Origin of the sequence: Siccibacter colletis (assembly GCF_000696575.1) — a bacterium.
In the GTDB taxonomy this organism is placed as follows: Bacteria; Pseudomonadota; Gammaproteobacteria; order Enterobacterales; family Enterobacteriaceae; genus Siccibacter; species Siccibacter colletis.
This window is the reverse complement of sequence record NZ_JMSQ01000003.1, coordinates 109711-135758: the sequence shown is the minus strand read 5'-3', so window position 1 is coordinate 135758 and position 26048 is coordinate 109711. Positions and strand designations below refer to the sequence as shown.

The 26048-nt window shown below is 61.4% G+C and carries 25 protein-coding genes; 13 read left to right on the top strand and 12 right to left on the bottom strand.

Going from position 1 to position 26048, the window contains the following annotated elements; genetic code table 11:
- The 5 genes from ET34_RS0103185 to ET34_RS0103165 are packed head-to-tail and all read left to right on the top strand — an operon-like array spanning position 1 to position 5135.
- On the top strand, positions 1-915 hold the full coding sequence (locus tag ET34_RS0103185; protein ID WP_031519403.1) for an ABC transporter permease: 915 nt from the start codon (positions 1-3) through the stop codon (positions 913-915).
- Positions 912-2261, top strand: coding sequence for a M20 family metallopeptidase (locus ET34_RS0103180; RefSeq protein WP_031519402.1), 1350 nt, complete (start codon positions 912-914; stop codon positions 2259-2261). Before ET34_RS0103185 ends, ET34_RS0103180 begins: the two co-directional genes overlap by 4 nt.
- Positions 2262-2319: 58 nt before the next feature.
- Positions 2320-3318 (top strand): 1-aminocyclopropane-1-carboxylate deaminase/D-cysteine desulfhydrase, encoded by a 999-nt coding sequence (locus tag ET34_RS0103175; protein WP_031519401.1) that lies wholly within the window; start codon positions 2320-2322, stop codon positions 3316-3318.
- A gap of 10 nt (positions 3319-3328) precedes the next feature.
- Positions 3329-4336, top strand: coding sequence for an ornithine cyclodeaminase (locus ET34_RS0103170; RefSeq protein ID WP_031519400.1), 1008 nt, complete (start codon positions 3329-3331; stop codon positions 4334-4336).
- Entirely contained in the window at positions 4326-5135 is an 810-nt protein-coding gene (locus ET34_RS0103165; protein ID WP_031519398.1) for a sulfurtransferase, read from the top strand. The genes ET34_RS0103170 and ET34_RS0103165 overlap by 11 nt, the downstream gene beginning before the upstream one ends.
- Before the next feature lie 37 nt (positions 5136-5172).
- On the opposite strand, the gene ET34_RS0103160 is transcribed toward ET34_RS0103165, so the two are convergent.
- Entirely contained in the window at positions 5173-6795 is a 1623-nt protein-coding gene (locus ET34_RS0103160; RefSeq protein ID WP_051640449.1) for a dipeptide ABC transporter ATP-binding protein, read from the bottom strand.
- 131 nt (positions 6796-6926) lie between these two features.
- On the bottom strand, positions 6927-7958 hold the full coding sequence (locus tag ET34_RS0103155) for an NADP-dependent oxidoreductase (RefSeq protein WP_031519395.1): 1032 nt from the start codon (positions 7956-7958) through the stop codon (positions 6927-6929).
- A gap of 189 nt (positions 7959-8147) precedes the next feature.
- Here ET34_RS0103155 and ET34_RS0103150 point away from each other — a divergent pair, with 189 nt between their 5' ends.
- On the top strand, positions 8148-8666 hold the full coding sequence (locus ET34_RS0103150; RefSeq protein ID WP_031519394.1) for a GNAT family N-acetyltransferase: 519 nt from the start codon (positions 8148-8150) through the stop codon (positions 8664-8666).
- Positions 8663-9112, top strand: coding sequence for a DMT family transporter (locus ET34_RS0103145; RefSeq protein WP_031519392.1), 450 nt, complete (start codon positions 8663-8665; stop codon positions 9110-9112). Before ET34_RS0103150 ends, ET34_RS0103145 begins: the two co-directional genes overlap by 4 nt.
- Before the next feature lie 2 nt (positions 9113-9114).
- On the opposite strand, the gene ET34_RS0103140 is transcribed toward ET34_RS0103145, so the two are convergent.
- Positions 9115-9360: a DUF2526 family protein gene (locus ET34_RS0103140; protein WP_031519391.1), complete on the bottom strand. Its 246-nt coding sequence runs from the start codon at positions 9358-9360 to the stop codon at positions 9115-9117.
- 51 nt (positions 9361-9411) lie between these two features.
- Positions 9412-11010 (bottom strand): ABC transporter substrate-binding protein, encoded by a 1599-nt coding sequence (locus ET34_RS0103135; RefSeq protein WP_031519389.1) that lies wholly within the window; start codon positions 11008-11010, stop codon positions 9412-9414.
- 303 nt (positions 11011-11313) lie between these two features.
- Between ET34_RS0103135 and ET34_RS0103130 the strand changes: the two genes are divergently transcribed.
- The 4 genes from ET34_RS0103130 to ET34_RS0103115 all read left to right on the top strand — a co-directional run bounded on the left by ET34_RS0103130 (position 11314) and on the right by ET34_RS0103115 (position 18467).
- Entirely contained in the window at positions 11314-12702 is a 1389-nt protein-coding gene (locus ET34_RS0103130) for an SrfA family protein (protein ID WP_031519388.1), read from the top strand.
- A 4-nt stretch (positions 12703-12706) separates the two neighbouring features.
- Positions 12707-15691: a virulence factor SrfB gene (locus ET34_RS0103125; protein ID WP_031519386.1), complete on the top strand. Its 2985-nt coding sequence runs from the start codon at positions 12707-12709 to the stop codon at positions 15689-15691.
- The gene (locus ET34_RS0103120; protein ID WP_051640448.1) at positions 15688-17850 is read left to right on the top strand and encodes a virulence factor SrfC family protein; all 2163 of its coding nucleotides are present in this window, start codon (positions 15688-15690) and stop codon (positions 17848-17850) included. The genes ET34_RS0103125 and ET34_RS0103120 overlap by 4 nt, the downstream gene beginning before the upstream one ends.
- A 143-nt stretch (positions 17851-17993) precedes the next feature.
- Positions 17994-18467, top strand: a complete 474-nt coding sequence (locus ET34_RS0103115) for an anti-virulence regulator CigR family protein (protein ID WP_031519383.1) — start codon at positions 17994-17996, stop codon at positions 18465-18467.
- Between the two features lie 90 nt (positions 18468-18557).
- On the opposite strand, the gene ET34_RS0103110 is transcribed toward ET34_RS0103115, so the two are convergent.
- The 4 genes from ET34_RS0103110 to ET34_RS0103095 are packed head-to-tail and all read right to left on the bottom strand — an operon-like array spanning position 18558 to position 23079.
- Positions 18558-19682 (bottom strand): Gfo/Idh/MocA family protein, encoded by a 1125-nt coding sequence (locus ET34_RS0103110; RefSeq protein ID WP_031519381.1) that lies wholly within the window; start codon positions 19680-19682, stop codon positions 18558-18560.
- Positions 19679-20743 (bottom strand): sugar phosphate isomerase/epimerase family protein, encoded by a 1065-nt coding sequence (locus ET34_RS0103105; RefSeq protein ID WP_031519379.1) that lies wholly within the window; start codon positions 20741-20743, stop codon positions 19679-19681. Before ET34_RS0103105 ends, ET34_RS0103110 begins: the two co-directional genes overlap by 4 nt.
- Positions 20744-20747: 4 nt before the next feature.
- Entirely contained in the window at positions 20748-21842 is a 1095-nt protein-coding gene (locus tag ET34_RS0103100) for a Gfo/Idh/MocA family oxidoreductase (RefSeq protein ID WP_031519378.1), read from the bottom strand.
- The gene (locus tag ET34_RS0103095) at positions 21835-23079 is read right to left on the bottom strand and encodes an MFS transporter (RefSeq protein WP_031519376.1); all 1245 of its coding nucleotides are present in this window, start codon (positions 23077-23079) and stop codon (positions 21835-21837) included. The genes ET34_RS0103100 and ET34_RS0103095 overlap by 8 nt, the downstream gene beginning before the upstream one ends.
- A 181-nt stretch (positions 23080-23260) precedes the next feature.
- Here ET34_RS0103095 and ET34_RS0103090 point away from each other — a divergent pair, with 181 nt between their 5' ends.
- Positions 23261-24232: a LacI family DNA-binding transcriptional regulator gene (locus ET34_RS0103090; RefSeq protein ID WP_031519375.1), complete on the top strand. Its 972-nt coding sequence runs from the start codon at positions 23261-23263 to the stop codon at positions 24230-24232.
- 2 nt (positions 24233-24234) lie between these two features.
- On the opposite strand, the gene ET34_RS20795 is transcribed toward ET34_RS0103090, so the two are convergent.
- Positions 24235-24408 carry a GhoT/OrtT family toxin gene (locus tag ET34_RS20795; protein ID WP_072001951.1) on the bottom strand — a complete coding sequence of 58 codons (174 nt, stop codon included), beginning with the start codon at positions 24406-24408 and terminating at the stop codon, positions 24235-24237.
- Between the two features lie 179 nt (positions 24409-24587).
- Here ET34_RS20795 and ET34_RS22745 point away from each other — a divergent pair, with 179 nt between their 5' ends.
- Positions 24588-24746: a hypothetical protein gene (locus tag ET34_RS22745; RefSeq protein ID WP_169738113.1), complete on the top strand. Its 159-nt coding sequence runs from the start codon at positions 24588-24590 to the stop codon at positions 24744-24746.
- A gap of 49 nt (positions 24747-24795) precedes the next feature.
- Here ET34_RS22745 and ET34_RS23165 read toward each other — a convergent pair whose 3' ends face one another.
- The 3 genes from ET34_RS23165 to ET34_RS0103065 form a co-directional block, all read right to left on the bottom strand.
- Positions 24796-24915 (bottom strand): hypothetical protein, encoded by a 120-nt coding sequence (locus ET34_RS23165; protein WP_236633807.1) that lies wholly within the window; start codon positions 24913-24915, stop codon positions 24796-24798.
- A gap of 284 nt (positions 24916-25199) precedes the next feature.
- Positions 25200-25526: a membrane lipoprotein lipid attachment site-containing protein gene (locus tag ET34_RS20790; RefSeq protein WP_035890836.1), complete on the bottom strand. Its 327-nt coding sequence runs from the start codon at positions 25524-25526 to the stop codon at positions 25200-25202.
- 61 nt (positions 25527-25587) lie between these two features.
- Positions 25588-25953 (bottom strand): hypothetical protein, encoded by a 366-nt coding sequence (locus ET34_RS0103065; protein ID WP_031519373.1) that lies wholly within the window; start codon positions 25951-25953, stop codon positions 25588-25590.
- Between the last annotated feature and the right edge of the window lie 95 nt (positions 25954-26048).

Genomic DNA, 26048 nt, shown 5'->3' with positions numbered 1-26048 from the left:
ATGGCGCGTTATTTACTCTCCCGCCTCGGTCAGTCGGTGCTGGTGCTGTTTGGCGTCTCGCTGCTGATTTTCTTCAGCCTGCACTTAACCGGCGATCCGGCGGCCATCATGATGCCACCCGGCGCAAGCCAGCAGGAGATCGACCAGTTTCGTCACAGCATGGGGTTTGACCAGCCGCTGCTCTGGCAGTACGGCCAGTATCTTGGCAACCTGCTGCAGGGCGATATGGGCCAGTCCCTGCGCTATGACCAGCCGGTCACCACCCTGATCGGGGAACGCGTCCCGGCCACGGTGCTGCTTGCCGTCACCGCCCTCGGCTGGAGTACCGCAGCCGGCCTGCTGCTCGGTCTGGTGAGCGCGGTATGGCGCAACAGCGTCTGGGATCTTATCGCCCGCCTGCTGGCCTTCAGCGGCCAGGCTATTCCGGTATTCTGGCTTGGCCTGTTGATGATCCTGTTCTTCAGCCTGCAACTGCGCCTGCTGCCCTCCAGCGGCTATGGCGATCTCACCCATCTCATCATGCCCGCAGTCAGCCTGGGTGCCTACTACATGAGCGCTATCGCTCGTCTGGTGCGCGCCAGCCTGATTGACGTTCTGCATCAGGACTACATCCGCACCGCCCAGGCGAAAGGGCTGAGCGCCTGGCGCATTCTGATCCGCCACGGGCTGCGCAACGCCCTGATCCCGGTGGTCACCGTACAGGGCATGTATTTCGCCTCGCTGCTCGGCGGCGCGCTGGTGACCGAGATTATCTTCGCCTGGCCCGGTATCGGGCGTCTGGCGGTGCAGGCGATTCAGAACCGGGATTTCCCGCTGGTGCAGGCCATCGTCCTGCTCGCCGCTGTGGTATTTGTGGTGGTCAATCTGGTGATTGACCTGCTTTACGTCGTGTTAAACCCAAGGATCCGCTTATGACCGGGCTGCCGCATCACACGCTGGCTGCAACCCTCGACCTGCTTGAACAACTGACCCCGTTTCGCAGCGTGGCGGGGCAACGGGACGCCCAGCGGCAGCTTGCCGCCTGGCTGGAAAACTGGCTGATTGACGAAGTTGAGGCTGAGGTGGTGCTGCCTGTGGCCGACCAGCCGGACGAACACGGCCCGCCGCTGGTCCATGTGCGCATCGACATTAATGCCCCCACCACCGTGGTGCTGTACAACATGTACGACGTGATGCCCGCCAGCGATGAGGGCTGGGACGTACCGCCGTTTGAGGGTGGGATTCGTCACTGGGATGACAAGGGCGACGTTTATATCGCCCGCGGGGCCGAGAACAACAAAGGCCCGCTGGCCGGGATGCTGATGACGGTGCGCGATCTGTGGCTCACCGAACGCCTGCACACCAATATTGAAATCATTCTCGAAGGCGAAGAGGAGATCGGCAGCGGCAACCTGCGGCGCTACCTCAGCCAACAGCCGTGCCCCATCGCGCCGGCAGAGGCGGTGCTGTTCCCGTCGCTGTGCGAATACGGTGGCGGCGCACCGCGACTCTACCTGGGCTTTACCGGCATGACCACAGGACGGCTGAAGGTTGAAGGCGGCAGCTGGGGCGGCCCCCGTGCCGCCATTCATGCCAGTAACGCGGCATGGATCGCCAACCCGGCCTGGCGCATGGTCGAAGCGCTCAACGCCATCGCCCCGGCACACGCCAATGGCGTGCTGCACACCGAACCGGTCACCGGCGAAGCCGCCGATATTCTCGACGAGCTGGCCGCGCAGTTCAGCATCCGCGATGAGCTGATCATGCGTCGCAGCGAACGGCTCACTATTGATACCGACCCCTGGAACGCGTTAGCCCACCTACTGGGCAGCGCGGTGCTGACCATTCCCGACATCTATACCTCACCCCAGGGCGGCCGCGGCATTATACCGCCGCTGGCCTGCGCCGAACTCGCGCTGCGCACCCCGCCGGGGATCGATAAAGATGCCCTGCTGGAACGCATCAAAGCTCAGCTTGCCGATCCGGCGCTCGCCGGCGCTCAGTTGGTGCTTGACGACAGCTATCCGGGTCACCGCTTCAGTATCGACGATATCGGGGTGATGGAGCTGATGAACAGCTATCACCAACAGCAGGCTCGCCCGCAAATCTGGCCGTGGGCGCCCGGCTGCGCCCCTGCCTATGCCTTTGCCCCCATTGCCCCCGCTTTTTTGATTGGCGGCCTCGGCTACGGCGGCAACGCGCACGGCGTGAATGAATTCGTCACGTTGCAGGGACTGCAGCGTTTTCAGCAGTCGCTCAGCGACTGGCTACTGGCTTTTTAACTGCCGGACATCCGGCCTGTGCCTCATCCGGGAAACCCATCAGTAACGGGAAGATAAAATGAAAAACGTTGATGATTTTGAACGTGTAGCACTGGGATTTTTCCCGACACCGCTTGAAACCCTGCCGGGGCTGAGCAAAGAGCTGGGGATCAGTTTGCAGATCAAGCGCGATGACTACAGCGGCTTCGGCGGCGGCGGCAACAAGGTGCGCAAGCTGGAATATCTGATGGCGGAAGCGTGCCGCAACGGCGTGGAAGTGGTGATCACCACCGGCGGGCATCAGTCCAACCACGCCCGCATGGTGGCGGCCGCCGCGCGTAAATTCAGTATGCGTCCGGTACTGGTGCTGCGCGGCAACCCGCCAGAGCACTATCAGGGTAACCTGCTGCTCGATCGCCTGTTTGGGGCCGAGCTGGAGTTTCTTGACCCGGACGACTACTTCACCCTGATTGACGGGGCGATGCAGGCGCATGCCGATAACGCCAGGGCGCGCGGCGAAAAAGCGATGATTATCCCGTTAGGCGGTGCAACCCCGCTGGGGGCGCTGGGCTATGTCCGCGCCGTGGAAGAGATGGATGCGCAGCGTAAAGCGCTGGGCCTGCCGGACCCGGATGTGATTGTCGCCCCTACCGGCTCAGGCGGCACGCTGGCCGGGCTGTATGTCGGCGCGCGCCGCTACTGGCCGAACACGCGTATCGTCGGCATCAGCGTCAGCGCCAAAGCACCGTGGTTCCAGGAGCGCATTTCGCGCATGGCTCAGGAGTGTGCGGACCTGCTGCAGTGGCCGCAACGCTGGTCGCCGGAGGACATCTGGATTGAGGAAGAGTACGTCGGCCAGGCCTACGGCATTCCTTCTGAAGGCGGGATCGAGGCGATCTACCGCGCGGCGCAGGCCGAGGGCGTCCTGCTCGACCCGGTGTACACGGGTAAAGCGATGCACGGCCTGATTTCCCTGGCGCAGCAGCAGCGCATCGCTCCGGGCAGCGAGGTGATTTTCGTTCACTGCGGCGGCTCCCCGGCGCTTTATCCCTTCGCCAGGCAGATTCTGGAGCACTGATATGCCACAGCTGCGTTATCTCAACCATCATCAGGTGGCGACCCTGGGCGGGCTGGACCCGCGGCTGGCGTTGCAGGACGTGACGGACGCGGTGCGTCTGATGCGTGAGGGCGCAGCCGTCATGCCCGCGGAAACCCATGTCGATCTCGATACCCCGCGCGGCAAGGTATATGCCCTGCCCGCCCGGCTCGGCGGGCGCTTTAACGCCACCGGGGTGAAGTGGACGGCGCACCGCCCGGATATCGGGGACGATCTGCCCCAGGCGATGGCGATGACGCTGATCAACCGGGCGGATAACGGCCTGCCGGTCGGCCTGGTGGAGAGCAGCGGTTTAACCGCCGTTCGCACCGCCGCGGTGTCTGCCCTGGTGCTACGCACCGCCGCGCCGCGTCCGGTGACGCGGGTGCTGCTGGCGGGTGCGGGCGTGCAGGCGCGCGCGCATCTGGAAATGCTGCGGGTTCACTTCCCCGATCTGAAACAGCTCTGGTGCTGGAACCGCACGCCGGACAACCTCACAGCGCTGCTGGCCGACATCGACCCGCTGCCGTTCCCGGTCACGCCGGTCGCTACCCTTGATGAGGCCAGCACGCTGCCGTATGACGCGCTGCTGACCTGCACCAGCGCAGCCGAGCCCTGGATTACCCCGGCGTTTTTCCGTCCGGGGACGCTGGTGATGCAGATCGGCTATCACGAAGCCGCGTTCGCCACCCTGGAGCTGGCCGATCGCGTGGTGGTGGATGCCTGGGGTGACTTCTGCCACGTCAGTGCCAAGAGCCTGTTTCAGCTGTTTCGCAGCGGCGGCTTCGCCCCGGAAGCGGTAAGCGCCGATCTGACCCATTTGATTATCGATGGCTGGCGCCCCCCGGCTGAGGCGCGGGTTTATTTTAATTCCTTTGGTCTCAACATATTTGATATTGCGCTGGCCTCCAGGGTGCTGGAGCGAGCCGAAGCACAGCACGTCGGCACGCTGCTCCCCTTTGGGGCCAGCGCTGAACAAGGAGCTGTGGATGCTGATTGAAGCCGCCGAGCTGCGGGCGCGACTCGCGGCAGGCGAACGTTTTACCCTGCTGGATGCGCGTGACAGCGAAGCATGGCGTGCGGCAACGCTGCCGGATGCCAGCGCGTTTAACGTTTACGACTATTTCATTCCTGACTCCAGCGAGCAGGAGATCGCCGCGATGGCCGGTGCGTTTCAGCAGGCCTGGCTGTCGCTCGGCACTGAGGGGCATACGCCGGTGTGGTTTGAAGAGGAAACCGGTATGCGTGCCCCGCGTGGTGCCTGGTTTCACTGGCTGACCGGGCGGGAGGATGCACTGATCCTGAACGGCGGTCTGCGCGCCTGGCGCGACGCCGGTGGCGAGCTGACGCCCGGCAGCGGCGGGCATACGCTGCTTGCTCCCCAACCCGGAGCGGATAAAGCTGCGGGTTTCCACCGCGAGCGGGTCGCCAGTCGGGAAGAGGTGCTGGCAGCGGACGGGGTAAATACGGTGATCCTCGATGCGCGCCGTCCCACCGAGCACGACGGCAGCTTCGCCCACGACTGCTGCGCCCGTGCCGGGCGTATTCCGGGGGCAAAATTGCTGTTCTGGGAGGAGGTGATTGAAGACGGGAAGTTTCGCCCGGCGGCGGAGATCCGCGCCCTCGCCCGTGACGCGGGATTTTCACCTGACCAGCGCATTATCAGCTTTTGCCATCGTGGCGCGCGCGCCGCAACGGTGTACGCCGCGCTGAAATACGCCGGCTTTCGTGACCTGGCGGTGTATGTCGGCTCATGGCACGAATGGGCCGAACACCACGAACTGCCAACAGCGCCCTGATGCCCGGTTAATGCCGGGTGCCACGCGCCCGCTGGCTTCACCCCTGACGTAAGCGCAGCGCTTCGGCAATATCCGGGGCGCTTTTCAGCAGTTCACGGGTATAGCTGTGGGCCGGCGTCTCCAGCACCTGCAACGTCTCTCCGCTTTCCACGATCGCACCGCGATACATCACCATCACCCGGTCGCAGACCTGACGCACAGCGCTGAGATCGTGGCTGATAAACAGCACCGTCAGGCCCAGCTTATCGCGCAGATCCGCCAGCAGCGCCAGCACCTGCCCGCGCACTGACAGATCCAGCGCCGACACCGCTTCATCCGCCACCAGCAGCTCTGGCTCCAGCGCCAGCGCGCGGGCAATCGCGATACGCTGGCGCTGTCCGCCCGAAAACGCCGACGGCAGCCGCGCCGCGTGCTCCGGAGCCAGCCCCACCAGCGTCAGCAGCTCGTTGATGCGTGTCGGGATCTCCGCCGCCGGACGCAGCTTGTGCACCCGCAGCGGCTCGGCGATCTGCTCTCCGACGGTCATTTTCGGATCGAGGCTGGCAAAAGGGTCCTGGAAGATAATCTGCGCCCGGCGGCGCATCTGCTGTTGCTGCTGACGGCTGGCTCCGGCGAGGTTGATACCATCGAACAGGATCTCACCGCTGTCTGCCGGGATCAGGCCAATCGCGGTGCGCCCCAGCGTGGTTTTGCCTGAACCGGACTCCCCGATAAGCCCGACGATCTCGCCGCGGCCAATGTTGAGCGTCGTGGGTTGCAGCACCGCCTGGCGATGCGGCGGGAAAAATGGCCACTTGTGCGGCTGGGTGTAGCTGCGCGTCACGTTGGTCAGGGAGATCAGCGGCGCGTCGCTAACCGGCACCACCCGGCGATGGTTTGCCGCCGTGGAGGCAGCAATCAATTTTTGCGTATAGGGGTGTGAGGGCGCGGATAACAGTGGGGCCACCGCCCCGGCTTCAACGATCTGCCCGCCGTTCATCACGCAGGCGCGATCGGCATAGCGCGCCACCACGCTGAGATCGTGGGTGATGAACAGCACGCCCATCTGCATCTCCTGCTGCAGGGACTGCAACAGCGCCAGGATCTGTGCCTGAATGGTGACATCCAGCGCGGTGGTTGGCTCATCGGCAATCAGCAGCGCCGGTTTACAGCTGATGGCGCTGGCGATCATCACGCGCTGGCGCATGCCGCCGGAGAGCTGGTGTATATACTGTTTTGCCCGGCGAGACGGATCGACAATCCCGACCTTATCCAGCAGCGCCACCGCCTGCTGCTGCGCCGCTTTCCAGGAGAGTCCCTGATGCCGCACCAGCACTTCGGCGATCTGCTCGCCTACGGTCAGCACCGGGTTCATGCTGCTCATCGGCTCCTGAAAAATCATCGCGATCTGACTGCCGCGAATCCCGGCGCGATATTTCTGCTCTGGTGCAGCCACCCGCTCGCCGTTAAAGGTCACGCTGCCGCCGACGTGCTGAACGCCTTCGGGAAGCAGGCCGAGCACCGAGAGTGCGCTGAGGGTTTTGCCGGAGCCGGATTCGCCGACCAGCGCCACGATCTCGCCGCGCTCGACGTGAAAATCGATGCCGTGCACCAGCGGCTTACCGCCTGCGGTGGCAAGGGTTAGTCCGCTAACCTGGAGTAAAGAGGTGTCTGAATTCACTGGCGTTTCCCGTTTGCAACCGATTTTCGAGCATATCGGCTGCGGGCGACGGGAACAAGACGTTATTCAGTCGATTTTATGATGGGTTATACCATTTTGAACGGGCGACGGCGCACCGCCGCCCGCAGGGATTATGCGTCGTCGGCGACGCGAATCACCACTTTGCCGAAGTTTTTCCCTTCCAGCAGACCAATCAGGGTTTCCGGGGCGTTTTCCAGCGCGTCAACCATCTGCTCGCGGTAGTGGATTTTGCCCTCTTCCACCCAGCGCGACATCTCAGAGAAGAACTCGTCGAAGCGGTGGCCGTAATCCTGATTAATGATGAACCCCTGCATGCGCAGACGTTTTTTCAGCATGGTGCCCATCAGCAGCGGCAGGCGGTCCGGCCCGGCCGGCAGTTCGGTACTGTTGTAACCGGCCACCAGGCCGCAGATCGGCACGCGGGCGGCCGTGTTGAGCAGCGGGAGTACCGCATCGAACACCTTCCCGCCGACGTTCTCGTAATAGACGTCGATACCCTGCGGACAGGCCTGCTTCAGCTGCTGTTCGAAATCGTCCGCCCGGTGATCGATGCAGACGTCAAAGCCCAGAGTTTCAATCGCGTGACGGCATTTTTCGATGCCCCCGGCGATCCCGACCACGCGACAGCCTTTGATCTTACCGATCTGGCCCACCGTGGCACCCACCGGGCCGGTCGCGGCGGCCACCACCAGGGTTTCGCCCTCTTTCGGCTGGCCGATATCCAGCAGGCCCATGTAGGCGGTAAAGCCCGGCATCCCCAGCACGCCCAGCGTCCAGGATGGACGATGCGGTTTTTTACCGAGGTTGGTCAGGCCGGTGCCGTCCGACAGCGCATAGTCCTGCCAGCCACTGTAGCCCAGCACCCAGTCGCCCTCTTCAAAGCCGTCCAGCTTTGAGGTTTCGACCCGGCTGACGGTACCGCCCACCATAACATCGCCCAGCTCCACCGGCGCGGAGTACGACGGCTCATCGCTCATGCGCCCGCGCATATAGGGGTCGAGCGATAAAAACACCGTGCGCAGCAGCACTTCGCCATTGGCAGGCGTCGGCACCTCGGTGGTATCGAGGCGGAAGTTTTCCGGCGTCGGTGCGCCATGTGGACGGGAGGCCAGTAGCCAGCGGCGGTTTTGTTGCTGTTTCATCAGTGTCTCCTCTTTTTTACATCGTCTGTTAATACTAGACGCCTTCGCCGCCCCCGGTTTGGCACTCTGCGGCTTATGCAGTTATTAGTGCAAAATCATGCACTTTCTTTTGTTAAAAAAATTGACAGTACGCCGTTGCGCGGGCGTATTATCGGGTATCGAAAACAGTATTCTCCCTGAGGTTTACCGATGATTATCCGCCATGCCACCGAGCAGGACTGCCCGACTATCGCCACCATCTACAACCATGCCGTCGTGCATACTGCTGCAATCTGGAATGATAAAACTGTTGATGCCCATAACCGCGTCGAGTGGCTTGCGGCGCGCCGCAATGCCGGGTATCCGGTGCTGGTGATGGACGATAACGGTGAGGTGACGGGCTATGCGTCATTCGGCGACTGGCGCGCGTTCGACGGCTTTCGCCACACGGTTGAGCATTCGGTCTACGTGCATCCGGATCATCAGGGAAAAGGCATTGGCCGCGCGCTGATGGTGCAGCTGATTGACGAGGCGCGCGCCATCGGTAAACACGTGATGGTGGCCGGGATCGAGGCGCAAAACGTCGCCTCCATCACCCTGCACCAGTCGCTCGGCTTTGTGATTAGCGCTCAGATGCCGCAGGTGGGCACCAAGTTTGGACGCTGGCTTGACCTGACCTTTATGCAGCTTCAGCTTGATACGCGCAGCGAACCGGACGCCATCGGATGAATCAGTCGCTCAGCCTGCTGTTTCTCATCTGCGCCGGAATGGGGCTGGTGATCCAGAACACGCTGATGGTGCGCATTACCCAGACCTCTTCCACCATTTTAATTGCCATGCTGCTCAACTCGCTGGTGGGCATCGTGCTGTTTATCTCAATCCTGCTGATTAAGAATGGCGTCGCCGGGGTGAATGAGCTGGCGTCATCGGTGAAGTGGTGGACGTTAATCCCCGGCCTGCTGGGGTCATTTTTTGTTTTCGCCAGTATCAATGGCTATCAGCACGTCGGTGCGGCGACGACCATTGCAGTACTGGTGGCAAGCCAGCTTATCGGCGGCCTGGTACTGGATGTGATCCGAAGCCACGGCGTAGCCTGGCGAGCGCTGGTGGGGCCGCTGTGCGGCGCGGTGCTGCTGGTGATTGGCGCCTGGCTGGTCGCCCGACGCCAGTTCTGACGCTAAAGAATGGTGCCGCCGCTGGTGAGATGCTCGCGGCGGGCCTCTGCCTTGTGTTCCGCCTCTTCCCGGTGATGTCGCCCGTGATGGGCAATCGCCACCCGCAGGCGCTGCTGCTGCTCATAACGCTCCTCCCGGCTTAACGCCGCGTCATCGCTTAACGCAATCAACAGCTCGTTCATCGGCGCAATGACGCCTGCGGCAATGGTCGCGTCCACGCGTGCAATGATGTCATCCAGATGTGCCATAGTGCCTCCTCGGTTGAATAAGCGTCACGGCCTGCGCCGTGACGCCCGTTATCAGTTGAGCTTCGCTTTGGAGAAATCGCTGCCCATCAGACTGACGCTGTAGCCGGTCACGTTGCTGCGGGTAGCGTAGAAAGTTTTCCCGTTAGCAAGGGTCAGCCAGGGTGCCTGCTGATAGAAGATCTCCTGGGCCTGCTGATACAGCTTCTCACGTTCCGCCGGAGCGCTGACGAGGCGCGCTTTCTTCACCAGGTCATCATAGCTCTTATCGCACCACCGGGCGGCGTTGGAGCCGCTTTTTACGCTGTCACAGCCGAGCAGCACGTCAGCGAAGTTGTCCGGGTCGCCGTTGTCCGACATCCAGCCAAACAGCGCAGTGGTGTGCTCGCCCTTGCGCATACCGGAAAGGTATTCGCCCCACTCGTAGCTGATGATTTTAGCGTTCACGCCCACCTTCGCCCAGTCGCTCTGGATCATCTCGGCGATGCGGCGCGAGTTCGGGTTATACGGGCGCTGCACCGGCATCGACCAGATATCGGTGGTAAAGCCTTTCTCCAGCCCGGCCTGTTTCAGCAGCGCTTTGGCTTTTTCCGGATCGTAGCCGTAGTCCTTTAGCTTCGCGTCGTAGCCTAGCATTTTGGGCGGCAGCGGCGATTTTGCCACGCTGCCGGAACCCATAAACACCGCGTTGATGATCGCCTCTTTATCCACCGCATAGTTCAGCGCCTGGCGCACCAGTACGTTATCAAGCGGTTTTTTGGCGGTGTTAAATGCCAGATAGCCGACGTTCAGCGCGTCCACGCTGTGCAGCGTCAGATCGCTATTCTTCTTGATCTCAGCAAACTGGACCGGGGCCGGGGCGGGAATAATCTGGCACTCGTTGGTCTGCAGTTTCGCCAGCCGCGTCTGGACGTTTGGCGTGATGGAGAAGATCAGGTGTTTCGTCGGCACCTCGCCGTCCCAGTAGTTGGGGTTAGCGATATAGCGGATCAGCGAATCCACTTTGTACTGCTGCAGCGCGTAAGGCCCGGTGCCGATGGGCCAGGTATCAACGTACTCCGGGGTGCCCTTCTTCTGCATCGCCTCGGCGTATTCCGCCGACAACATCGAGGCGAAATCCATGCCCCAGTCGGCGAGGAAGGCGGCATTCGGCTCGCTCAGCACGAACTGGACGTGGTAATCGTCAATCTTCTTCACGTCGGTAATCAGCGTATCCAGTCCGACATCGTGGAAATATTCATACTGACCGCCCGACACGTTGTGATACGGGTGTTTAGGGTCTTTCTGACGCATCACCGAGAAAATAACGTCATCGGCATTAAAGTCGCGGGTCGGCTTGAAGAATTTGTTGCTGTTGAACTTCACGCCCTGGCGCAGGGTAAAGGTATAGGTTTTACCGTCCGGGGAGATATCCCATTTAGTCGCCAGCGACGGCACCGGGGTATTTTTCACCGGGTCGAAATTAATTAAGCGGTTATACAACACCTGCGAGCTGGCCACGAAAGACGGGCCGGAGCTGGCAATCTGCGGGTTGAACGACTCGGGAGAGGCTTCCGAGCAGTAAATAAGCGTATCGTTTGCCGCGGCGAGCGCAGCACTTGCCGGTAAAAGCGTACTTAACAGCACGCTGAGAAGCGTTTTTTTTGCAGACATGGAAAGCATCCTGTTGTCCTGAATTATTGTCGGGGCCGATCTCAGCATAGCCGTCGGGCAGGCGCAAATAACCAAATCCTCTCATGTTATTCATTTTTGGCCGGATTTGTTTATTTCCTCAGCAATCACGGTGCTGCTGAGTCAGCGGGTAATTTCGGTTAAGGCGTTTTTATAAAGGTCAAGAAAATTCCTGGATTTCAATAGCGGGAGAATTCGGCCTTTTTTGTACTTCTTCCGCCGTTTACTTGTGCGCCGGGTCGATACAGTAGATGCGTGAAAGTGGCACAACGGCAGGAAGTAAACGTGGCAAAAATTCTCTTACGCAGCGGCTCGCTGGATGACTATCAGGCAGTGGGCGAAAACGGCCAGTCGGTCTTCGACTCGGCGCTACAGATTCGCGAAACGCTGCGTCTTCGCAAACAGCAGGCGCTGATCGACTGCCTGGCGATCCCCCAGATTAACGATGATGGCGACCGGGTTGACTGGTATGCCCCCTTCCCCGGCAGCGTACGCGGCTGGGCTGCCGCCGACAGCGATACCCGCGAGCGGGCGCTGAAAAGCCTGGAAAAAACCATTGCTGGCGCGCTGGCCCTGAGCAAGCGCTGCATGCAGTCTGACAAAGCGCCGCAGGTGCGTTTCGGCGCGCTGCTGGCAAAAGCGCTGCAGTTCCCCGGCAGCAACCACGTTTACCTGGTGGACGATCGCGCGGTGATCACCTTCTGGGGCTTCGTAAATCTCAATGAGAGCATAGCCGACGACGTGCTGGCCTGCCTGGCGATCGCAGAGCCGCCGGAGCCGGAAATAGATACCACGCCGGAGGAAGAGCTTGTTCCGGAGCCGGTCACGGTGACCCTCAGCGAGCCGGATGCGCCGCTGCTGACTCCGCCGCCTGCGCCAGCCCCGGTTGCCCAGCCCGCAGCGTTGGCCTCCACGGCCGAGCCGCTGGTCTATACCCCGTATCCGGTTAACCCGGTCACCGCCGCGCCGCAGAGCGCCGTGCAAACGCCGCAGCCGGAACCGCAGCCCGCCCCCGCGGCGCGTAAAAAGCAGGTGCCGCTGTGGGCGCTGCCGGTGGCTGCCGTGGTAGTCGCGGCCGTTGCCGTGCCGGCGGTATGGATTGCCATGAAGCCAGCGGCCCCGGCAGTGACTGTTGCTGCCCCCGCGCCGGTTCAGCCTGTAGCCATTGCACCTGCGCCGGTGCAGGCGGTTCCGGCACTTACCGCCAGCCTGCCGCTGCGCGAAGCCCAGTTTACCCCGCCGCCTGCCCCGGAACCGCCTCCTGCGCCGGTGGTGATTGAGCCGCCGCCGAAGGATGCGCTGGTGATGGATGCAGAGCAGGTGCGCATCGGCTCCACCACCTTCCTCAACGGCAACTGGCGCGTTGAGGTTGATTTCCGCGACCCGGTGAGCGGCAAAGTGCCGGCGCTGCGCTATCAGATCAATAAGAACAAGGGCCAGACCACCGTTACCCTGCGCGGCAAAGTGACCTGCAAAGCGGAGGTATTCTCCGGGCTGCACAGCGATGGCACCCTGATGATAAAAACCCGCGGTGCGGCGCGCTGCAGCGACGGGGCACGCTATAACGTGCCGGAGATCGCCTGCAAAGCCACCGAGAACAACGCCGCGCAGTGCACCGGTCAGTACGACGAGAAAACCGTGGTCCCTGTGACATTCAGAAAAGTGAGTGCCTGATCCTATGCTGGCAAACCTGTGCGATTACAAACAGAGCGTAACCCTGATTGAAAACAGCGGGGTGCAGTTTCTTGATTTTGGCTTAACGCCGCTGGAGCAGCCCCACGCCGGGCGCTTCGTGCGTAAAACCGCCAACGGCCCGCTGCTGCGCCTCGATTACGACATCAGCGCCGGAAAATACACCCTGCCCGCCCCACGCGGCGGTGCAGCCGAGGTGGTGAAGCCGGAAAGTAAAGTGGCGCTGGAGCACTCGCTCGCGCTGCTGAATGGCGTCTGGCTACCGGTGCCATTCCTGCGCTTCAACCCGCCGCGCACCTTTGTGGAAGGCCCGGACAACTGGGCGCGGGTGCAGATCCGCAAGCTGCCGCAGCCGGATCAGGCGGGGAATACCCACCGCGTCACCCTGGCGCTGGATACGCGTCTGGTCGAAGCTGACCACGCCGCGCTGCTGGCCCCGTCGCAAAACGACGTGCGCAACGGCACCCGCTTTACCCTGGCCTGGCGCGACGACGAGGTCGGTGATTTTCTCGACCAGACCTGGGTTGATGGCTGGCTGCGAGAAGCCTTCACCCAGTTCGCCACCCAGGAAGAGGAGCGCCACGAGCGCGACATCACCCAGGCGCTGAAAGGCTTTGAGTACCAGGCGCACTGGCTGAACCTGATGGGCCTGCTCGGCGAGCAGATTTCCATTCCGGAAGTGAAGCTGGTAAACGCCACCCTGAACACCCCGCCAGTGCCGGTTGACCTGATCCTTGACGTCGGCAATACCCATACCTGCGGCGTGATTATTGAAGATCACGGCGAGGCCAACGACGGGCTGCGCCAGACGATGGAGCTGCAGGTGCGTTCCCTGAGCGAGCCGCAGTTCCTCAACGAGCCGATGTTCACCAGTCGTCTGGAGTTCGCCGAGGCGCGCTTCGGCAAACAGCACTTCTCGGTCGAGAGCGGCCGCGATGACGCCTTTGTCTGGCCCTCCATCGTTCGCGTCGGTGACGAAGCGCGCAAGCTGGCGATGCAGCGCCCCGGCACCGAAGGCTACAGCGGCCTCTCCAGCCCGCGTCGCTATCTGTGGGATGAAACCCCGGCCAGCCAGGGGTGGCGCTTCAGCCAGCTGAATGTGAAAACCGCGCACGAGCCGCTGGCTACCGCATTCCCGCTGATGAACCTGATGAACGACGACGGTCAGCCGCTGTATAACCTGCCGCTGGACGAGCGTCTGCCGGTGTTCTCTCCGCAGTACAGCCGCAGCTCGCTGATGACGCACATGCTGTGCGAACTGCTCTCTCAGGCGCTGTGCCAGATCAACAGCGTCGGCAATCGCCTGCGTATGGGCTTCCCGGCTTCACCGCGTCAGCTGCGCACCCTGATCCTCACCCTGCCGTCGGCGATGCCGAAAGAGGAGCGCGAGATTTTCCGCCGCCGCATGCAGGAAGCGATCGCCCTGGTCTGGAAAGCCAACGGTTGGCATCCGCAGGATGACGATTTCTCGGATGACTGGTCGCGCGGGCAGAGCAGCGTTCCGGCGCCTGCCGTGCAGATGGAGTGGGATGAAGCCAGCTGCGGCCAGTTGGTGTGGCTCTATAACGAAGCGATGGTGCATTATCACGGCCAGACCGAACAGTTCTTCGCCGCCCTTGCCCGCCCCGATCGCGCCCCGGAAAATACCACGGCTCCCGGCCGCGAACTGCGTATTGCCTCGCTGGATATCGGCGGCGGCACCACCGACATGGCTATCACCCACTACCGCCTCGATGACGGCAGCGGCAGCAATGTGAAGATCACCCCGTCGCTGCTGTTCCGTGAAGGCTTCAAGGTCGCCGGAGACGATATTCTGCTGGATGTGATCCAGCGCTGCGTGCTACCGGCGTTGCAGGACGCGCTGCAGAAAGCGGGGGTTGGCGATGCGCCGACCCTGATGGCATCCCTGTTTGGCGATTCCGGGCGCATGGACACCCAGGCAATTTTGCGCCAGCAGACCACGCTGCAGCTGCTGATGCCCATTGGTCACGCCATTCTCGCGGGCTGGGAGCAGAGCGACCCGGCCGATCCGCTGGCGGGCCTGCACGCCCTGACCGGCGACCTGCTGACCCAGAAGCCTACGCGCAACGTGATCCACTACCTGGAGCAGGCGATCCAGCATGCGCTGCCCGCCGATGCTGCCGCCTTCGACATTCTCGCCGTACCGCTGCAGGTTAACTTCCGCGAATTAAGCGACGCGATGCTGGAGGGGCATTTCAGCCTCAGCGCCCCGCTGCACGCCCTGTGCGAAGTGATCTCCCACTACCGCTGCGACGTGCTGCTGGTGACCGGCCGTCCGGGCTGTCTGCCGGGCGTGCAGGCGCTGGTGCGCCATCTGCAGCCGGTGCCGGTCAGCCGCATTGTCTGGCTGGATAACTATTCTGTGCATGAGTGGTATCCCTTCAGCACGCATGGCCGCGTCGGCAACCCGAAATCCACCGCAGCGGTCGGGGCAATGCTGTGCAGCCTGGCGCTCGATCTGCGTCTGCCGCGCTTCAACTTTAAGGCGGCCGATATCGGGGCCTACTCCACCGTGCGCTACCTCGGGGTGCTGGACGACACCAGCAATACCCTGCGCGATGAAAATATCTGGTATCGCGATATCGACCTCGACAAACCCGGCGAGAAGCTCGATGCGCGCATTCAGTTCCCGCTGCGCGGCAGCGTGACCCTCGGATTCCGTCAGCTGGACAACGCGCGCTGGCCCGCTACACCGCTGTACAGCCTGTCGATTAACGCTCCGGAGCTGGCAAAAACCATCGCCGGTGACGGCGTACTGAATGTCCGCCTGCAGCTGGCGGGCGGCAGCAAAACCCAGGGGCCGGTGTCGTTTGTGCTCGCCGACGCCTGGCTTCAGGACGGTACCCGCGTGCCTGCCGAACAACTGACGTTTAAACTGAACACTCTGGCCGGCCGCCGCAGCAGCCGTAGCCACTACTGGATCGACAGCGGGAGCGTGTATCTGAAATGAGTATTGTCACCCCTGAGCAGACGAAGCTTGATGCCCTGACCACATGGGTACACACCGCCCGCACCACCTCACCGCTGCTGGATGACGAAGCTGATGCCCTGCTGGCGCACCTGAACCACGCCAGCGCGCGCTATCGCGCTATCGCAGGCGCACAACAGCGCCCGGCAACGCTGGGCCTGTATGGTCACTCTCACGCTGGTAAAGCGCACCTGCTGCGTACCCTGGTTGGCAGCGCCGATGGCCGCCTGGTGGTAAACCTCGGTGATAAACCGGTGGACTATCTCAACCAGATCAACCCCGGCCACAGTCCGCTGTCGATGGCCCTGCGTTTCGTAGCGCGTAAGCCGGGCTTTACCGACGGCTATCCGCTGACGCTGCGTCTGTTCAGCGAAGCGGATCTGGTCCAGTTGCTAATCCTGCATTACCACGCCCAGCCGGGCGCGCGCCCGCCGGAGCGGGCGGCGGTTGAACTGCATCTGCAACGCCTGCGCGACATGAGCCAGCCGCAGACCCTGCCCGGCAGTCGCGCCGATGAGGTCATGCAAGTTGCCCGTCACTGGCAGCAGCAGGTAGCAGCGAAAGCACAGGCGGTTGACGAGGCGCACTGGCAGCAGCTGGCGCAGCTGATCCCGACCCTCGACCTCGCGGGGCGCGCTCAGGCGTGGTCGCTGTTCTGGGGAGAGCAGCGCGAGCTGACGCAGCACTGGCTGGAGCTGGCTGATGCCCTGCAGCGTCTCGGTCATGCAGAGGAAGTACACGCCCCGCAGAGCCTGCTGATCGACAATTTCTCACTGCCGGTGGACGGTTTTCTCACCGAAGGCGAGCTGCGCGAAGACGATAGCGCTGACGTACTGGTGCGTCCGGTTGAGAACGGCGAACCGGGTCCGGCGGTAAATCTTGCACTCAGCGTGCTGAACCGTCTGTGCGCTGAACTGGTGCTGCCGGTGCCGCAGCAGGCGCTGGATGAGGTGGACGTCATAGACATCCCGGGTTTCTGCGCCATTGACGGCGCGGATATGTCCCTGACCAAACGCCGCTTCCTGCTGGAGTGGTACCGGCAGCGCCTGCAGCCCGATGTGCTGCTGATCTGTAATGCCGCGCCGTCGCGCAGCGCCATCCCGACCCTGGCCCGCCAGCTGTCGCACTGGGTAGACACGACCCAGCCCGCCAAAGAAGATGCCCTGCCGGGGCTGGTGTGGGCCATTACGCCACACGATAGCCGGTTCAGCGACGGGGAACATCTTGATGAGGCGATCCAGCGGCTGCTGGGTAAACCCGGTCAGCGCTGGGGTACATTGCAGGCGCTCGATGGCCGCAACCTGCAACGCCTGACCGAGTGGCTGAGCCAGGCGCTGGACGCCACTCATCACGCCGGACGGCTTGCCGGACTGCGCGCTGCGCTCAGCCAGGAGCTGGGGCGCACCTTCAGCCGCTTCAGCAACGACGGACAACACGACAGCGAGGCGGCGAAAGCCAGCGCCGAGCAGACGGTGCGCAGCCTGCAGCGTATCGCGCCACGTCACGGCGAACTGCTGGAGGGGCTGCTTCCGGCAGGCCTGGTGCAACAGCTGCCGCAGACTGAAGCCCCGCCGATCACCGCCGCGCCGCGCACGCCGTTCGATCTCAGCGTCGATCTGTTTGCTGCCCCGCAGCCGCAGGGTGACAGCGCGATGCTAACCGCTGCCCACGGCAACGCGTTTCACAAAGCCTGGGTCAATCATGTGCGCCACTGGACGCGACGCGCGGAGGTGGCAACCCACTTTGGTATCAGCAGTGACACGCTGCAACAGCTGGGTGATATTCTGGTAGTCACCAGCTACCGCCTCGATCTGGCGGCCGCGCTCGAAGATCCGGCGCACACCGCAGCGCGAGTCCAGGCGCTGCTCGGTGACTTCATCACCTGGCTTGGCTATGACGCTGTTGCCGTGGATGTCCGTCCGGCCAGCCGCGTCACGCCGGGGGCAACCATCTTCGCACCGGCACCGCAGCAGCACACGCGTCTGACGAAGCTGGGTGAACAGCCGGTACATGCCGCCACGCAGTTTGTCTACGACTGGCTGGTCGCGCTCTACACCCGCGCAGTGGAGAACATCGGCTACCAGCATCCGCTCGACATTAACGACAAGCAGCGCCAGACGCTGCGTAAGCTGCTGGCGTGAGTGGTGACAAAATAATAATCCCGGCATGCCGGGATTTTTTTTGCCTGGAATTTGCACCTGACCACAAACCAGGAATACGTGAGATAGCGTTGGGCTGGCATTGTGGTGGAATAGCGTTGCTCCCGTCGGATGAGGAAAAAGGTATGAAAACGCGTCGCTTATCTCTTATGGCAGTACTGCTGGCAGGCTGCGTGTCACTGGTGTCGGCGCCGGTGCTGGCAAATAACGGCAATGGTAATGGCAACGGCAACAAGCATGGCAACCACGGCAATAAACCGGAAAAGGCAGAGAAAGGAAACGCCGCAAAACAGGGCAACGGCAAAAACTACGGTAAACCCGACCGCGTCGAGCGCGACATCAGCTACGATCGCGCCCGCCATCTGGCGGTGAATTATGGGCTTACCGGTAATAAACCGCTGCCACCTGGCATCGCCAAAAATCTGGCGCGCGGCAAACCGCTCCCGCCGGGGATTGCGAAGAAAGCCGTGCCGGCCTCGATGCTGAGCGAGCTGCCTTACTATCCGGGTTACGAGTGGCAGATGGTGGGTAAAGATCTGGTACTGATTGCGCTAAGCACGGCGCTGGTCACCGCGGTGATCAATAACGTGTTTGACTGATGTCTGGTGCATTATGGAAAGAACCCGGAGCAAGCTCCGGGTTTTATTTTTCTCTCCCGCCTTTAAAACGTGGCTGTGACGCGGTTCGCCCTACGCCCACGCCACCCAAGCCCCCTCCTGCTCACTGCTCTGCCGCAGGCGCGCGATGAACTGCATGCCGGCGATGCCGTCGGCAATACCGGGCAGCAGCGGCATCGCCTCACCGCGGATCAGCTGCGCCGCTTCGCGGTAGATCTGGGCAAATCCCTCCAGATATCCTTCGGGATGGCCTGCCGGGGTACGGCACGTCAGCGCAACCTCAGCCGAGATGCCCTGTCCGTTGCGGGTCACCACATACGCCGGGGCGTCGTGCGGCAGGATAGTCAACTCATTGGGCTGCTGCTGGCGAAACGCCAGGCTGGCACGGGTGCCGACGATGCGCAGCCGCAGATCGTTTTCATACCCGGTGGCAACCTGGCTGGCCCACAGCCGCCCGCGCGCCCCGCTGGCATAGCGCATCTCGGCGAACACTTCGTCATCGATTTGCCGCCCCGCCACGCGGGTTAACAGCTCACCGCGCAGGGCCTCCGGCAGCATGCCGCTGACAAACGCCGCCAGCTGCCAGGCGTGGGTGGCAATATCTCCGGCGGCACCGGCCCCGGCAAGCGCAGGATCGGCACGCCATGACGCCTGCTTGTTATCGGTTAACTCAACCCGTTCGTTAAGCCAGCCCTGCAGGTACTCCACCTCAACGCTGCGGATCTCCCCCAGCTCGCCCTTAGCGACGCGGGTACGCGCTTCGCGCACCATCGGCAGCGCGCTGTAGTTGTGGGTCAGCACAAATCGGCAGCCGCTGCGCGCAATGTCATCTGCCAGCGCGCGACCCTCATCCAGCGTAAGCCCTAAAGGCTTGTCGCAGATAACGTGGATGCCCTGCGCCAGAAAGGTGCGGGCGACCGGGACGTGCAGATGGTTCGGCGTGACGATCGCCACCACATCAATGCCATCCTCGCGCGCTGCTTCGCGTTCGGCCATGCTTTGCCAGGTGGCGTAGCAGCGAGCCGGTTCAATGTGCAGCGCGGCACCGCTGCGGGCGGCTACCTCCGCCCTGGAGGAGAATGCGCCGGCTACCAGCTGATACTGGTCATCCATACGCGCGGCAATACGGTGCACCGCGCCGATGAACGCCCCTTCGCCGCCGCCGACCATGCCCAGCCGCAAACGCCGCGTCGTCATGGCTGATCACCCAGTCCGAGCATCTCGCGGATGGCGGCGCGGTCGCTGTCCCGGGCCGCGAAGTCATCAAAGGCATGTTCCGCAACCTGAATGATATGGCGCGCGATAAACGGAGCCCCTTCCTGCGCCCCGGTTTCCGCGGATTTCAGGCAGCACTCCCACTCCAGCGTCGCCCAGCCGGGATAGTCATACTGCGCCAGTTTGCTGAAGATGCCGTTGAAATCGATCTGGCCGTCACCGGGCGAGCGGAAACGCCCCGGACGCTCGGCCCAGGCCTGATAGCCGCCGTAGACGCCGCTCTGCGCCGAGGGCGTAAACTCAGCATCCTTAACGTGGAACGCACGGATGCGCGAATGCCAGCTGTCGATAAAGCTCAGGTAATCCATATGCTGAAGCAGCATATGACTCGGATCGTAGAGGATGCAGGCCCGGGGATGGTTACCGGTCAGCTCAAGGAAGCGCGCGAAGGTCACGCCGTCGTGCAGATCCTCGCCGGGGTGCAGCTCGTAACAGAGATCCACCCCGGCCTCCTCGAACGCGTTGAGGATCGGACGCCAGCGCCGGGCCAGTTCGGCAAACGCCTCATCCAGCAGCAGGGCATTGCGCGGCGGCCAGGGGTAAAAGTAGGGCCACGCCAGCGCCCCGGAGAAGGTGGCGTGCGCCGTCAGGCCGAGGCGCGTTGAGGCCTGCGCCGCCTGCTTCAGGGTCGCGGTCGCCCACTGCTGACGCCCGGCGGGGTCGCGGGCAAATTGCGACGGGCCGAACCCGGCGAAGGCCGGCTCGTAAGCCGGGTGTACCGCCACCAGTTGCCCCTGCAAATGGGTTGAGAGCTCGCTGATTGCCAGCCCGTGCGAGGCGAGCATTCCGCTAATCTCATCACAATACGCCTGGCTGGCAGCGGCTTTTTCCAGATCGAAAATATGCGGCAGATGGGTCGGGATCTGCACCGCTTTATATCCCAGGCTCGCCGCCCAGGCGGCCAGCGTCGGCAGAGTGTTAAACGGCGCGTGCTCACCGATAAACTGCGACAGAAAAATGGACGGGCCACGTAAGGTTTTCATCCGTTTACTCCTGATGTCGATCGCCGTTGAGCCAGACGGTACGCTGCTCGCGCATGGCGCGATCGGCGGCCAGCACCACGGCGAGGCTGTCGATAGCCTGTTGCAGGTGGGGTAGCAGATTGAGGTTCTCCCCGATCGCCCGGGCAAAAAACTGCTGCTGGCGAACGCAGAGTGCGTCATGATCCGGCTCGTCGCCGGTATCAATCCACTCATCCTGACGGGTAAATTCGCCCTGCTCATTGAGCAGCGAGGCATGGACGCGCAGTGATTCCGTCCGGGTGTGGGCCTCGACGCTTGCCGACTGCCCTTCTCCACCCGCCTCGCGCGCCACAATCGAGACGCTGCCGCGCGGGCCAATTACGTCTTTGATAAAGAACGCGGTCTGGCTCATCATCGGCCCCCAGCCCGCCTCATACCAGCCGACGGAGCCGTCGCTGAAGCGCACTTGCAGCTGACCGTAGTTGTACTGGCTGGTGCTGATCTCATCGCTGAGTCGCGCGCCGATGGCGCTAACGCTCACCGGCTCCGCGTCGGTCATCTGGCACATCACGTCGAGATAGTGCACACCGCAGTCAACGATGGGCGACAGCGAGGCCATCAGCTGGCGATGGGTCTGCCACGCGCTGCCGCTGCTCTGCTGGTTAAGGTTCATGCGCATCACCAGCGGTTTGCCGAGGTTTTTAGCCCGGGTGATAAACTGCTGCCACGCCGGGTGATGGCGCAGAATGTAGCCGACGACCAGCTTTTTCCCCGCCAGCTGCGACGTCGCCACCAGCCGCTTTGCGCCGGTGACCGTGGTGGCGAGCGGCTTTTCAATAAATACATGGCAACCCGCCGCCAGGGCAGTGAGCGCCAGGGTTTCATGGCTGTCAGGCCAGGTGGCGATACAGACCGCATCGGGGCGCGCGTCGCTGATGGCGATTTTGAGATCCTCATAGCAGGGCACCGGCTCGGGCAGCAACGCGTTAAGCTGATGCTTCGAGGTGCCGCGTGATACCAGCCCGCAGAGGGTGAATTCGGGCAACGCCGCATACGCCTGTGCATGGGCGCGCCCCATATTGCCGCAGCCAACCACCACCACGCGTAACGGTTCAGTCACGTTTTGTCTCCTCGCGGTAGTTAAAGGTAACGAAGAACAGCGCCGCGATCGCCAGCGCGGCGATGGCCGGCATCCACCAGAAGCTCTGCCACTGCGCCAGCGCCTGCGCGCCCTCGGCGGTCACCGAGCGGTTGAACACCGCGCCGCTGATCTGCGAGCCGATGAGCATCCCCAGCCCGTAGGTGAACAGCACCAGCAGGCTTTGCGCCTGGCCTTTCACCTTTTCGCCCGCCACTTTGTCGGTGTAGATGAAGCCAATGACAAAGAAGAAGTCGTAGCAGATGCCGTGCAGAATGATGCCGATGTAGACCATCCAGCGGGTCTCTTCGCTGATGCCGAGGGCGAACATGGCGTAGCGCAGGAACCAGGCCAGCATACCGATGAGCAGCATCAGCTTGATGCCGAGACGGCGGAAGAAGAACGGGATCAGCAGCATGAACAGCAGCTCGGACATCTGCCCCAGCGACATCACCCCGCTGACGTTTTCAAAACCCACCGCCGAGATAAACGGTGCGGCGTAGGCATAGTACGCCGCGAGCGGAATCGAGATCAGCGTGGCGCAGATGATAAACACCATAAAGTGGCGCTGCTTCAGCAGGGCGAAGGCGTCGGCACACAGCAGATCGCGCATCGACAGCGGCTTACCGCGGTCCGGGGCCGGCGTATGTGGGAGCGTGAAGCTGTAGATCCCCAATACCAGCGAGGCGATTGCCGCCAGGGTGAAGATGCCGGTGCTGTCCGAGAGCCCTGTCACGCCGACGATCAGACCTGCGACGATCCAGCCGATAGTGCCGAAGGCGCGCACCACCGGGAAGCCCTTCTCGCTGTTCGCCAGGCTGTGAAACGCCACGTTATTGCTCAGGGCAATGGTCGGCATGTAGCACAGCATGTAGGCGAAGATCACCCACAGCAGCCCGCTCTGCCCGCTTTCAAACAGGCCCGGCAGCCACCAGAGCAGCGCCGCCCCCACCAGGTGCATGACGCCGAGCACCTTCTGCGAGGCAAAGAAGCGATCCACCAGCATCCCGAGCAGGAACGGCGATAAAATCGAGGCGATGGGCCCGGTTGAGTACGCATCGCCGATCATCGCGCTGAGGCCATATTTCCCCATTACGATGCCGAGGGTGACGTACCAGGCACCCCAGACAAAAAACTCCAGAAACATCATCAGGGACAGACGGGGGATCACCCACCGGTGTTGCGCGACGGCGGTTTGTGTGACGGGCTGAGAAGACATAGCATCCTCCTGCAGTGTGTGGTCGTGTAGGGTTATTGTTTTTGTAATCGATTACATTGGTGTCTGAATCAAAATGTAATCGATTGCTATGCGCTTCACCAATGCACAGCACAATAATTTGCTACTATCGACGCAATTTGCAGGGTGCTTCACAGTTCGTATACCGCCAAAAAGGAACAGCATGTCTATCGATAAAGTGGCGCAGCTTGCCGGCGTCTCAACCGCAACGGTTTCCCGCGTGCTGAACGGCAACCCCGGCGTCAAACCCGCTACCCGCGACAAAGTGCTGGCCGCCATCGCCGCCTGTGAATACCAGCCGAATCTGCTGGCGCGCCAGCTCCGAACCTCGCGCAGCCGGATGCTGCTGGTGCTGGTTTCCAGCATCACCAACCCGTTTTGCGCCGGCGTGGTACGCGGGATTGAAGAGGAAGCTGAACACCAGGGCTACCACATTCTGCTGTGTAACTCTGAGTCGCGCCTGCACCGGGAATCTGCCTATCTGCAGCTTCTGAGCGGCAAAGTGGTGGACGGCGTGATTACCATGGACGCCATCGACTGCCTGCCAGGTCTGACTACACTTATCGGTAACGCGCCCTGGGTGCAGTGCGGCGAGGGAAATACCGGGTATAACGCGTCATCGGTGACTATCGATAACCATGCCGCGGCGGTCAGCGCTATTGAGTATCTGTCGCAGAAAGGGTATCAACGTATCGCCATGATCAGCGGCGACCTGCGCTACCTCTACTCTCAGCAGCGCGAAGCCGGGTATCGCGCCGCGCGCGGTGCGGCATGGCAGGCCGTGGCGCGTGCCGACGGGCTTGAGTATCAGGCGGGGTATCAGGCGATGGCCGAACTGTTCAGCGGGGATGAGAAGCCGGATGCGGTGTTCGCTATCTCCGACTCGTTAGCCGGCGGCGCACTGCATTATGCCCACGAGCGCGGGCTGCGCGTGCCGGATGACGTCGCGGTAATGGGCTTTGACGGCGTACCGTTTGGTGCGGTCACTACCCCGCCGCTCACCACGGTGCAGCAGCCGATGCATCAGTTGGGCGTGCGCAGCGTGCAGCTATTGATGGCGCGGATTGACAATCCGCAGAGCGAGCCAGTGGACGAGATCCTGCCGTGGGAGATCCAGCGCCGTGGTTCAGCCTGAAATCAGAACAGCGAAAACATCAGCGCAACCGGAAAGCTCATCGGCCAGGTTGCGCCAACCAGTACTGCGCTGAGGAGTTTCATGCTGATACGATCTTTCGCCAGGAAGAAAGTGATCAGCGCGGCCAGGGCGGCCATTACGCCGTAAAATACCAGCATGTGTTGATAAAGCGTCATCGCTAAAATGTGATCCAGCATCAAAAAAATTCGCGCGCACTATGCGCCATTTTTTGACGTATATCAAGAATTGACCATATGTTTCAGAGCAGCCTCACCGCCCCTCTCATATTTAAGGGCTGATGTGTCGCGCCGTGTTCCGTTACACTGCCAGCACGCCCGTTACCTGAGGAACACGCATGTCCACATTTACTATCATCGCCATCCCGTTTTTCATTACTGCGTTGATCATGCTTGCCCTTGCCGTCACGCAAAAGCAGCAAACCTTCCTGCTGGTGGGGGGGATCTTTATGGCGTCGTCGCTGGTCAATGCGGTGATTGGTCTCAGCATCGGGTAACCGGACCGTAAAAAGCAAAACAGGCACGCAAGGTGCCTGTTGATATCGATTAGCCTTCCTGACTGTCGTCGCGCTTGCGCGGCACCTCGCCTTGTTTAGCAGGCGGTTTCTTCGCCGGATTTTTTTCGCTTTCTTTATCGTTTACCTGCGTACGGTTTACGTCCGTCATCACTCTCTCCTCAGTGTTAACCTCTTTCAAGCGTAGTCGACACCACGGGATTTGGCACTGCCAGCCCTGGCCCTTACCAGCGCTGGTCAGGCATTAGGAAATTTCACATAAGGATTGTTTCTAGTAAAGAAATTAATACAGCTGGTAATTATTTTTGGAATGAATATTTTAGTGCGGTTCTTTGTAACGAATGACCTGTTGGTCTCCCTTCTGAAATGTACTGGATTTCACTTCAGAAGGGTTTTTTTTAGGTTGATTCGCGTACTTTTTTCTGGCCGCTCGCGCTATTGTGCCTGACGCTTCTTCTGGATTTCTTCTGCCTGGGCGATGACTTCTTTGCCTGATTTACCATCAAGGCTTTCTTTGAATTTATTTTGCATAAATTCATCATCATTATTTTCCTTCGCCTGAAGGAGTTCCCGCATGGAAATATTACTCAGGGCGACGATCTGAACAGCACTATCAAACCGCGGTTTGTCGGCGTCATCCAGGCTATTACGGACTTCCTGAATGGATGACTTCATGGTTTCTTCGGTGGTGGTGTCGATTTCCGGCTCGTTACAGCCTGCCAGCATCATTACGGCCAGCGCGGGGAGAATTAATTTTTTCATTGAATATTCCTTGTCAAAAGACACAGAGCCAGAGCCTCTGTAAAAAATGCGCAGCGCGCGATTACCACTCGAGTTTTTCACCGGCGGCTTTGAGGTTTTGTTGATACATCATATTGATCGTATTGTAGTCGCACATGTCGATGCCTGAACGACAGTAGTCATTGACCACCTGATCCATAATCGTGCGGTCGGTCGCTTCAGAAGCCTGTTTAAACGCCTTCAGGTTCTGCTTCTCCATCATGCGTAACATGCTTTCCTGACACATGTCGATCGGGCCTTCGCAGTAGTTCTCTTTCACTTTTGTCTGGATGTAGTCGATCACTTCCTGCTTCTGCGCATCAGAACCGTCAAAATCCATCGGGTGAATAAATTTAGCCAGGGCAATTGAGGGAAATAAGCAGACAAATAACAGTGCATACCGCTTCATGAATCATCCTTTTCCGATATAAAAATAACGCCCATCAATGTAACGCAGCGGTAGAGAAAAGTTAACTCTTAAACCAGGTGGTTTTTGGCCGCAAA

Coding starts and splice junctions, on each gene's coding strand:
- ET34_RS23165 (WP_236633807.1), bottom strand. CDS start 24,915: ATGACGGACGTAAACCGTACGCAGGTAAACGATAAAGAAAGCGAAAAA.
- ET34_RS0103175 (WP_031519401.1), top strand. CDS start 2,320: ATGAAAAACGTTGATGATTTTGAACGTGTAGCACTGGGATTTTTCCCG.
- ET34_RS0103125 (WP_031519386.1), top strand. CDS start 12,707: ATGCTGGCAAACCTGTGCGATTACAAACAGAGCGTAACCCTGATTGAA.
- ET34_RS0103105 (WP_031519379.1), bottom strand. CDS start 20,743: ATGAAAACCTTACGTGGCCCGTCCATTTTTCTGTCGCAGTTTATCGGT.
- ET34_RS0103095 (WP_031519376.1), bottom strand. CDS start 23,079: ATGTCTTCTCAGCCCGTCACACAAACCGCCGTCGCGCAACACCGGTGG.
- ET34_RS0103065 (WP_031519373.1), bottom strand. CDS start 25,953: ATGAAGCGGTATGCACTGTTATTTGTCTGCTTATTTCCCTCAATTGCC.
- ET34_RS20790 (WP_035890836.1), bottom strand. CDS start 25,526: ATGAAAAAATTAATTCTCCCCGCGCTGGCCGTAATGATGCTGGCAGGC.
- ET34_RS22745 (WP_169738113.1), top strand. CDS start 24,588: ATGTCCACATTTACTATCATCGCCATCCCGTTTTTCATTACTGCGTTG.
- ET34_RS0103135 (WP_031519389.1), bottom strand. CDS start 11,010: ATGTCTGCAAAAAAAACGCTTCTCAGCGTGCTGTTAAGTACGCTTTTA.
- ET34_RS0103110 (WP_031519381.1), bottom strand. CDS start 19,682: ATGACGACGCGGCGTTTGCGGCTGGGCATGGTCGGCGGCGGCGAAGGG.
- ET34_RS0103180 (WP_031519402.1), top strand. CDS start 912: ATGACCGGGCTGCCGCATCACACGCTGGCTGCAACCCTCGACCTGCTT.
- ET34_RS0103155 (WP_031519395.1), bottom strand. CDS start 7,958: ATGAAACAGCAACAAAACCGCCGCTGGCTACTGGCCTCCCGTCCACAT.
- ET34_RS0103145 (WP_031519392.1), top strand. CDS start 8,663: ATGAATCAGTCGCTCAGCCTGCTGTTTCTCATCTGCGCCGGAATGGGG.
- ET34_RS0103090 (WP_031519375.1), top strand. CDS start 23,261: ATGTCTATCGATAAAGTGGCGCAGCTTGCCGGCGTCTCAACCGCAACG.
- ET34_RS0103120 (WP_051640448.1), top strand. CDS start 15,688: ATGAGTATTGTCACCCCTGAGCAGACGAAGCTTGATGCCCTGACCACA.
- ET34_RS0103150 (WP_031519394.1), top strand. CDS start 8,148: ATGATTATCCGCCATGCCACCGAGCAGGACTGCCCGACTATCGCCACC.
- ET34_RS0103140 (WP_031519391.1), bottom strand. CDS start 9,360: ATGGCACATCTGGATGACATCATTGCACGCGTGGACGCGACCATTGCC.
- ET34_RS0103115 (WP_031519383.1), top strand. CDS start 17,994: ATGAAAACGCGTCGCTTATCTCTTATGGCAGTACTGCTGGCAGGCTGC.
- ET34_RS0103165 (WP_031519398.1), top strand. CDS start 4,326: ATGCTGATTGAAGCCGCCGAGCTGCGGGCGCGACTCGCGGCAGGCGAA.
- ET34_RS0103185 (WP_031519403.1), top strand. CDS start 1: ATGGCGCGTTATTTACTCTCCCGCCTCGGTCAGTCGGTGCTGGTGCTG.
- ET34_RS20795 (WP_072001951.1), bottom strand. CDS start 24,408: ATGACGCTTTATCAACACATGCTGGTATTTTACGGCGTAATGGCCGCC.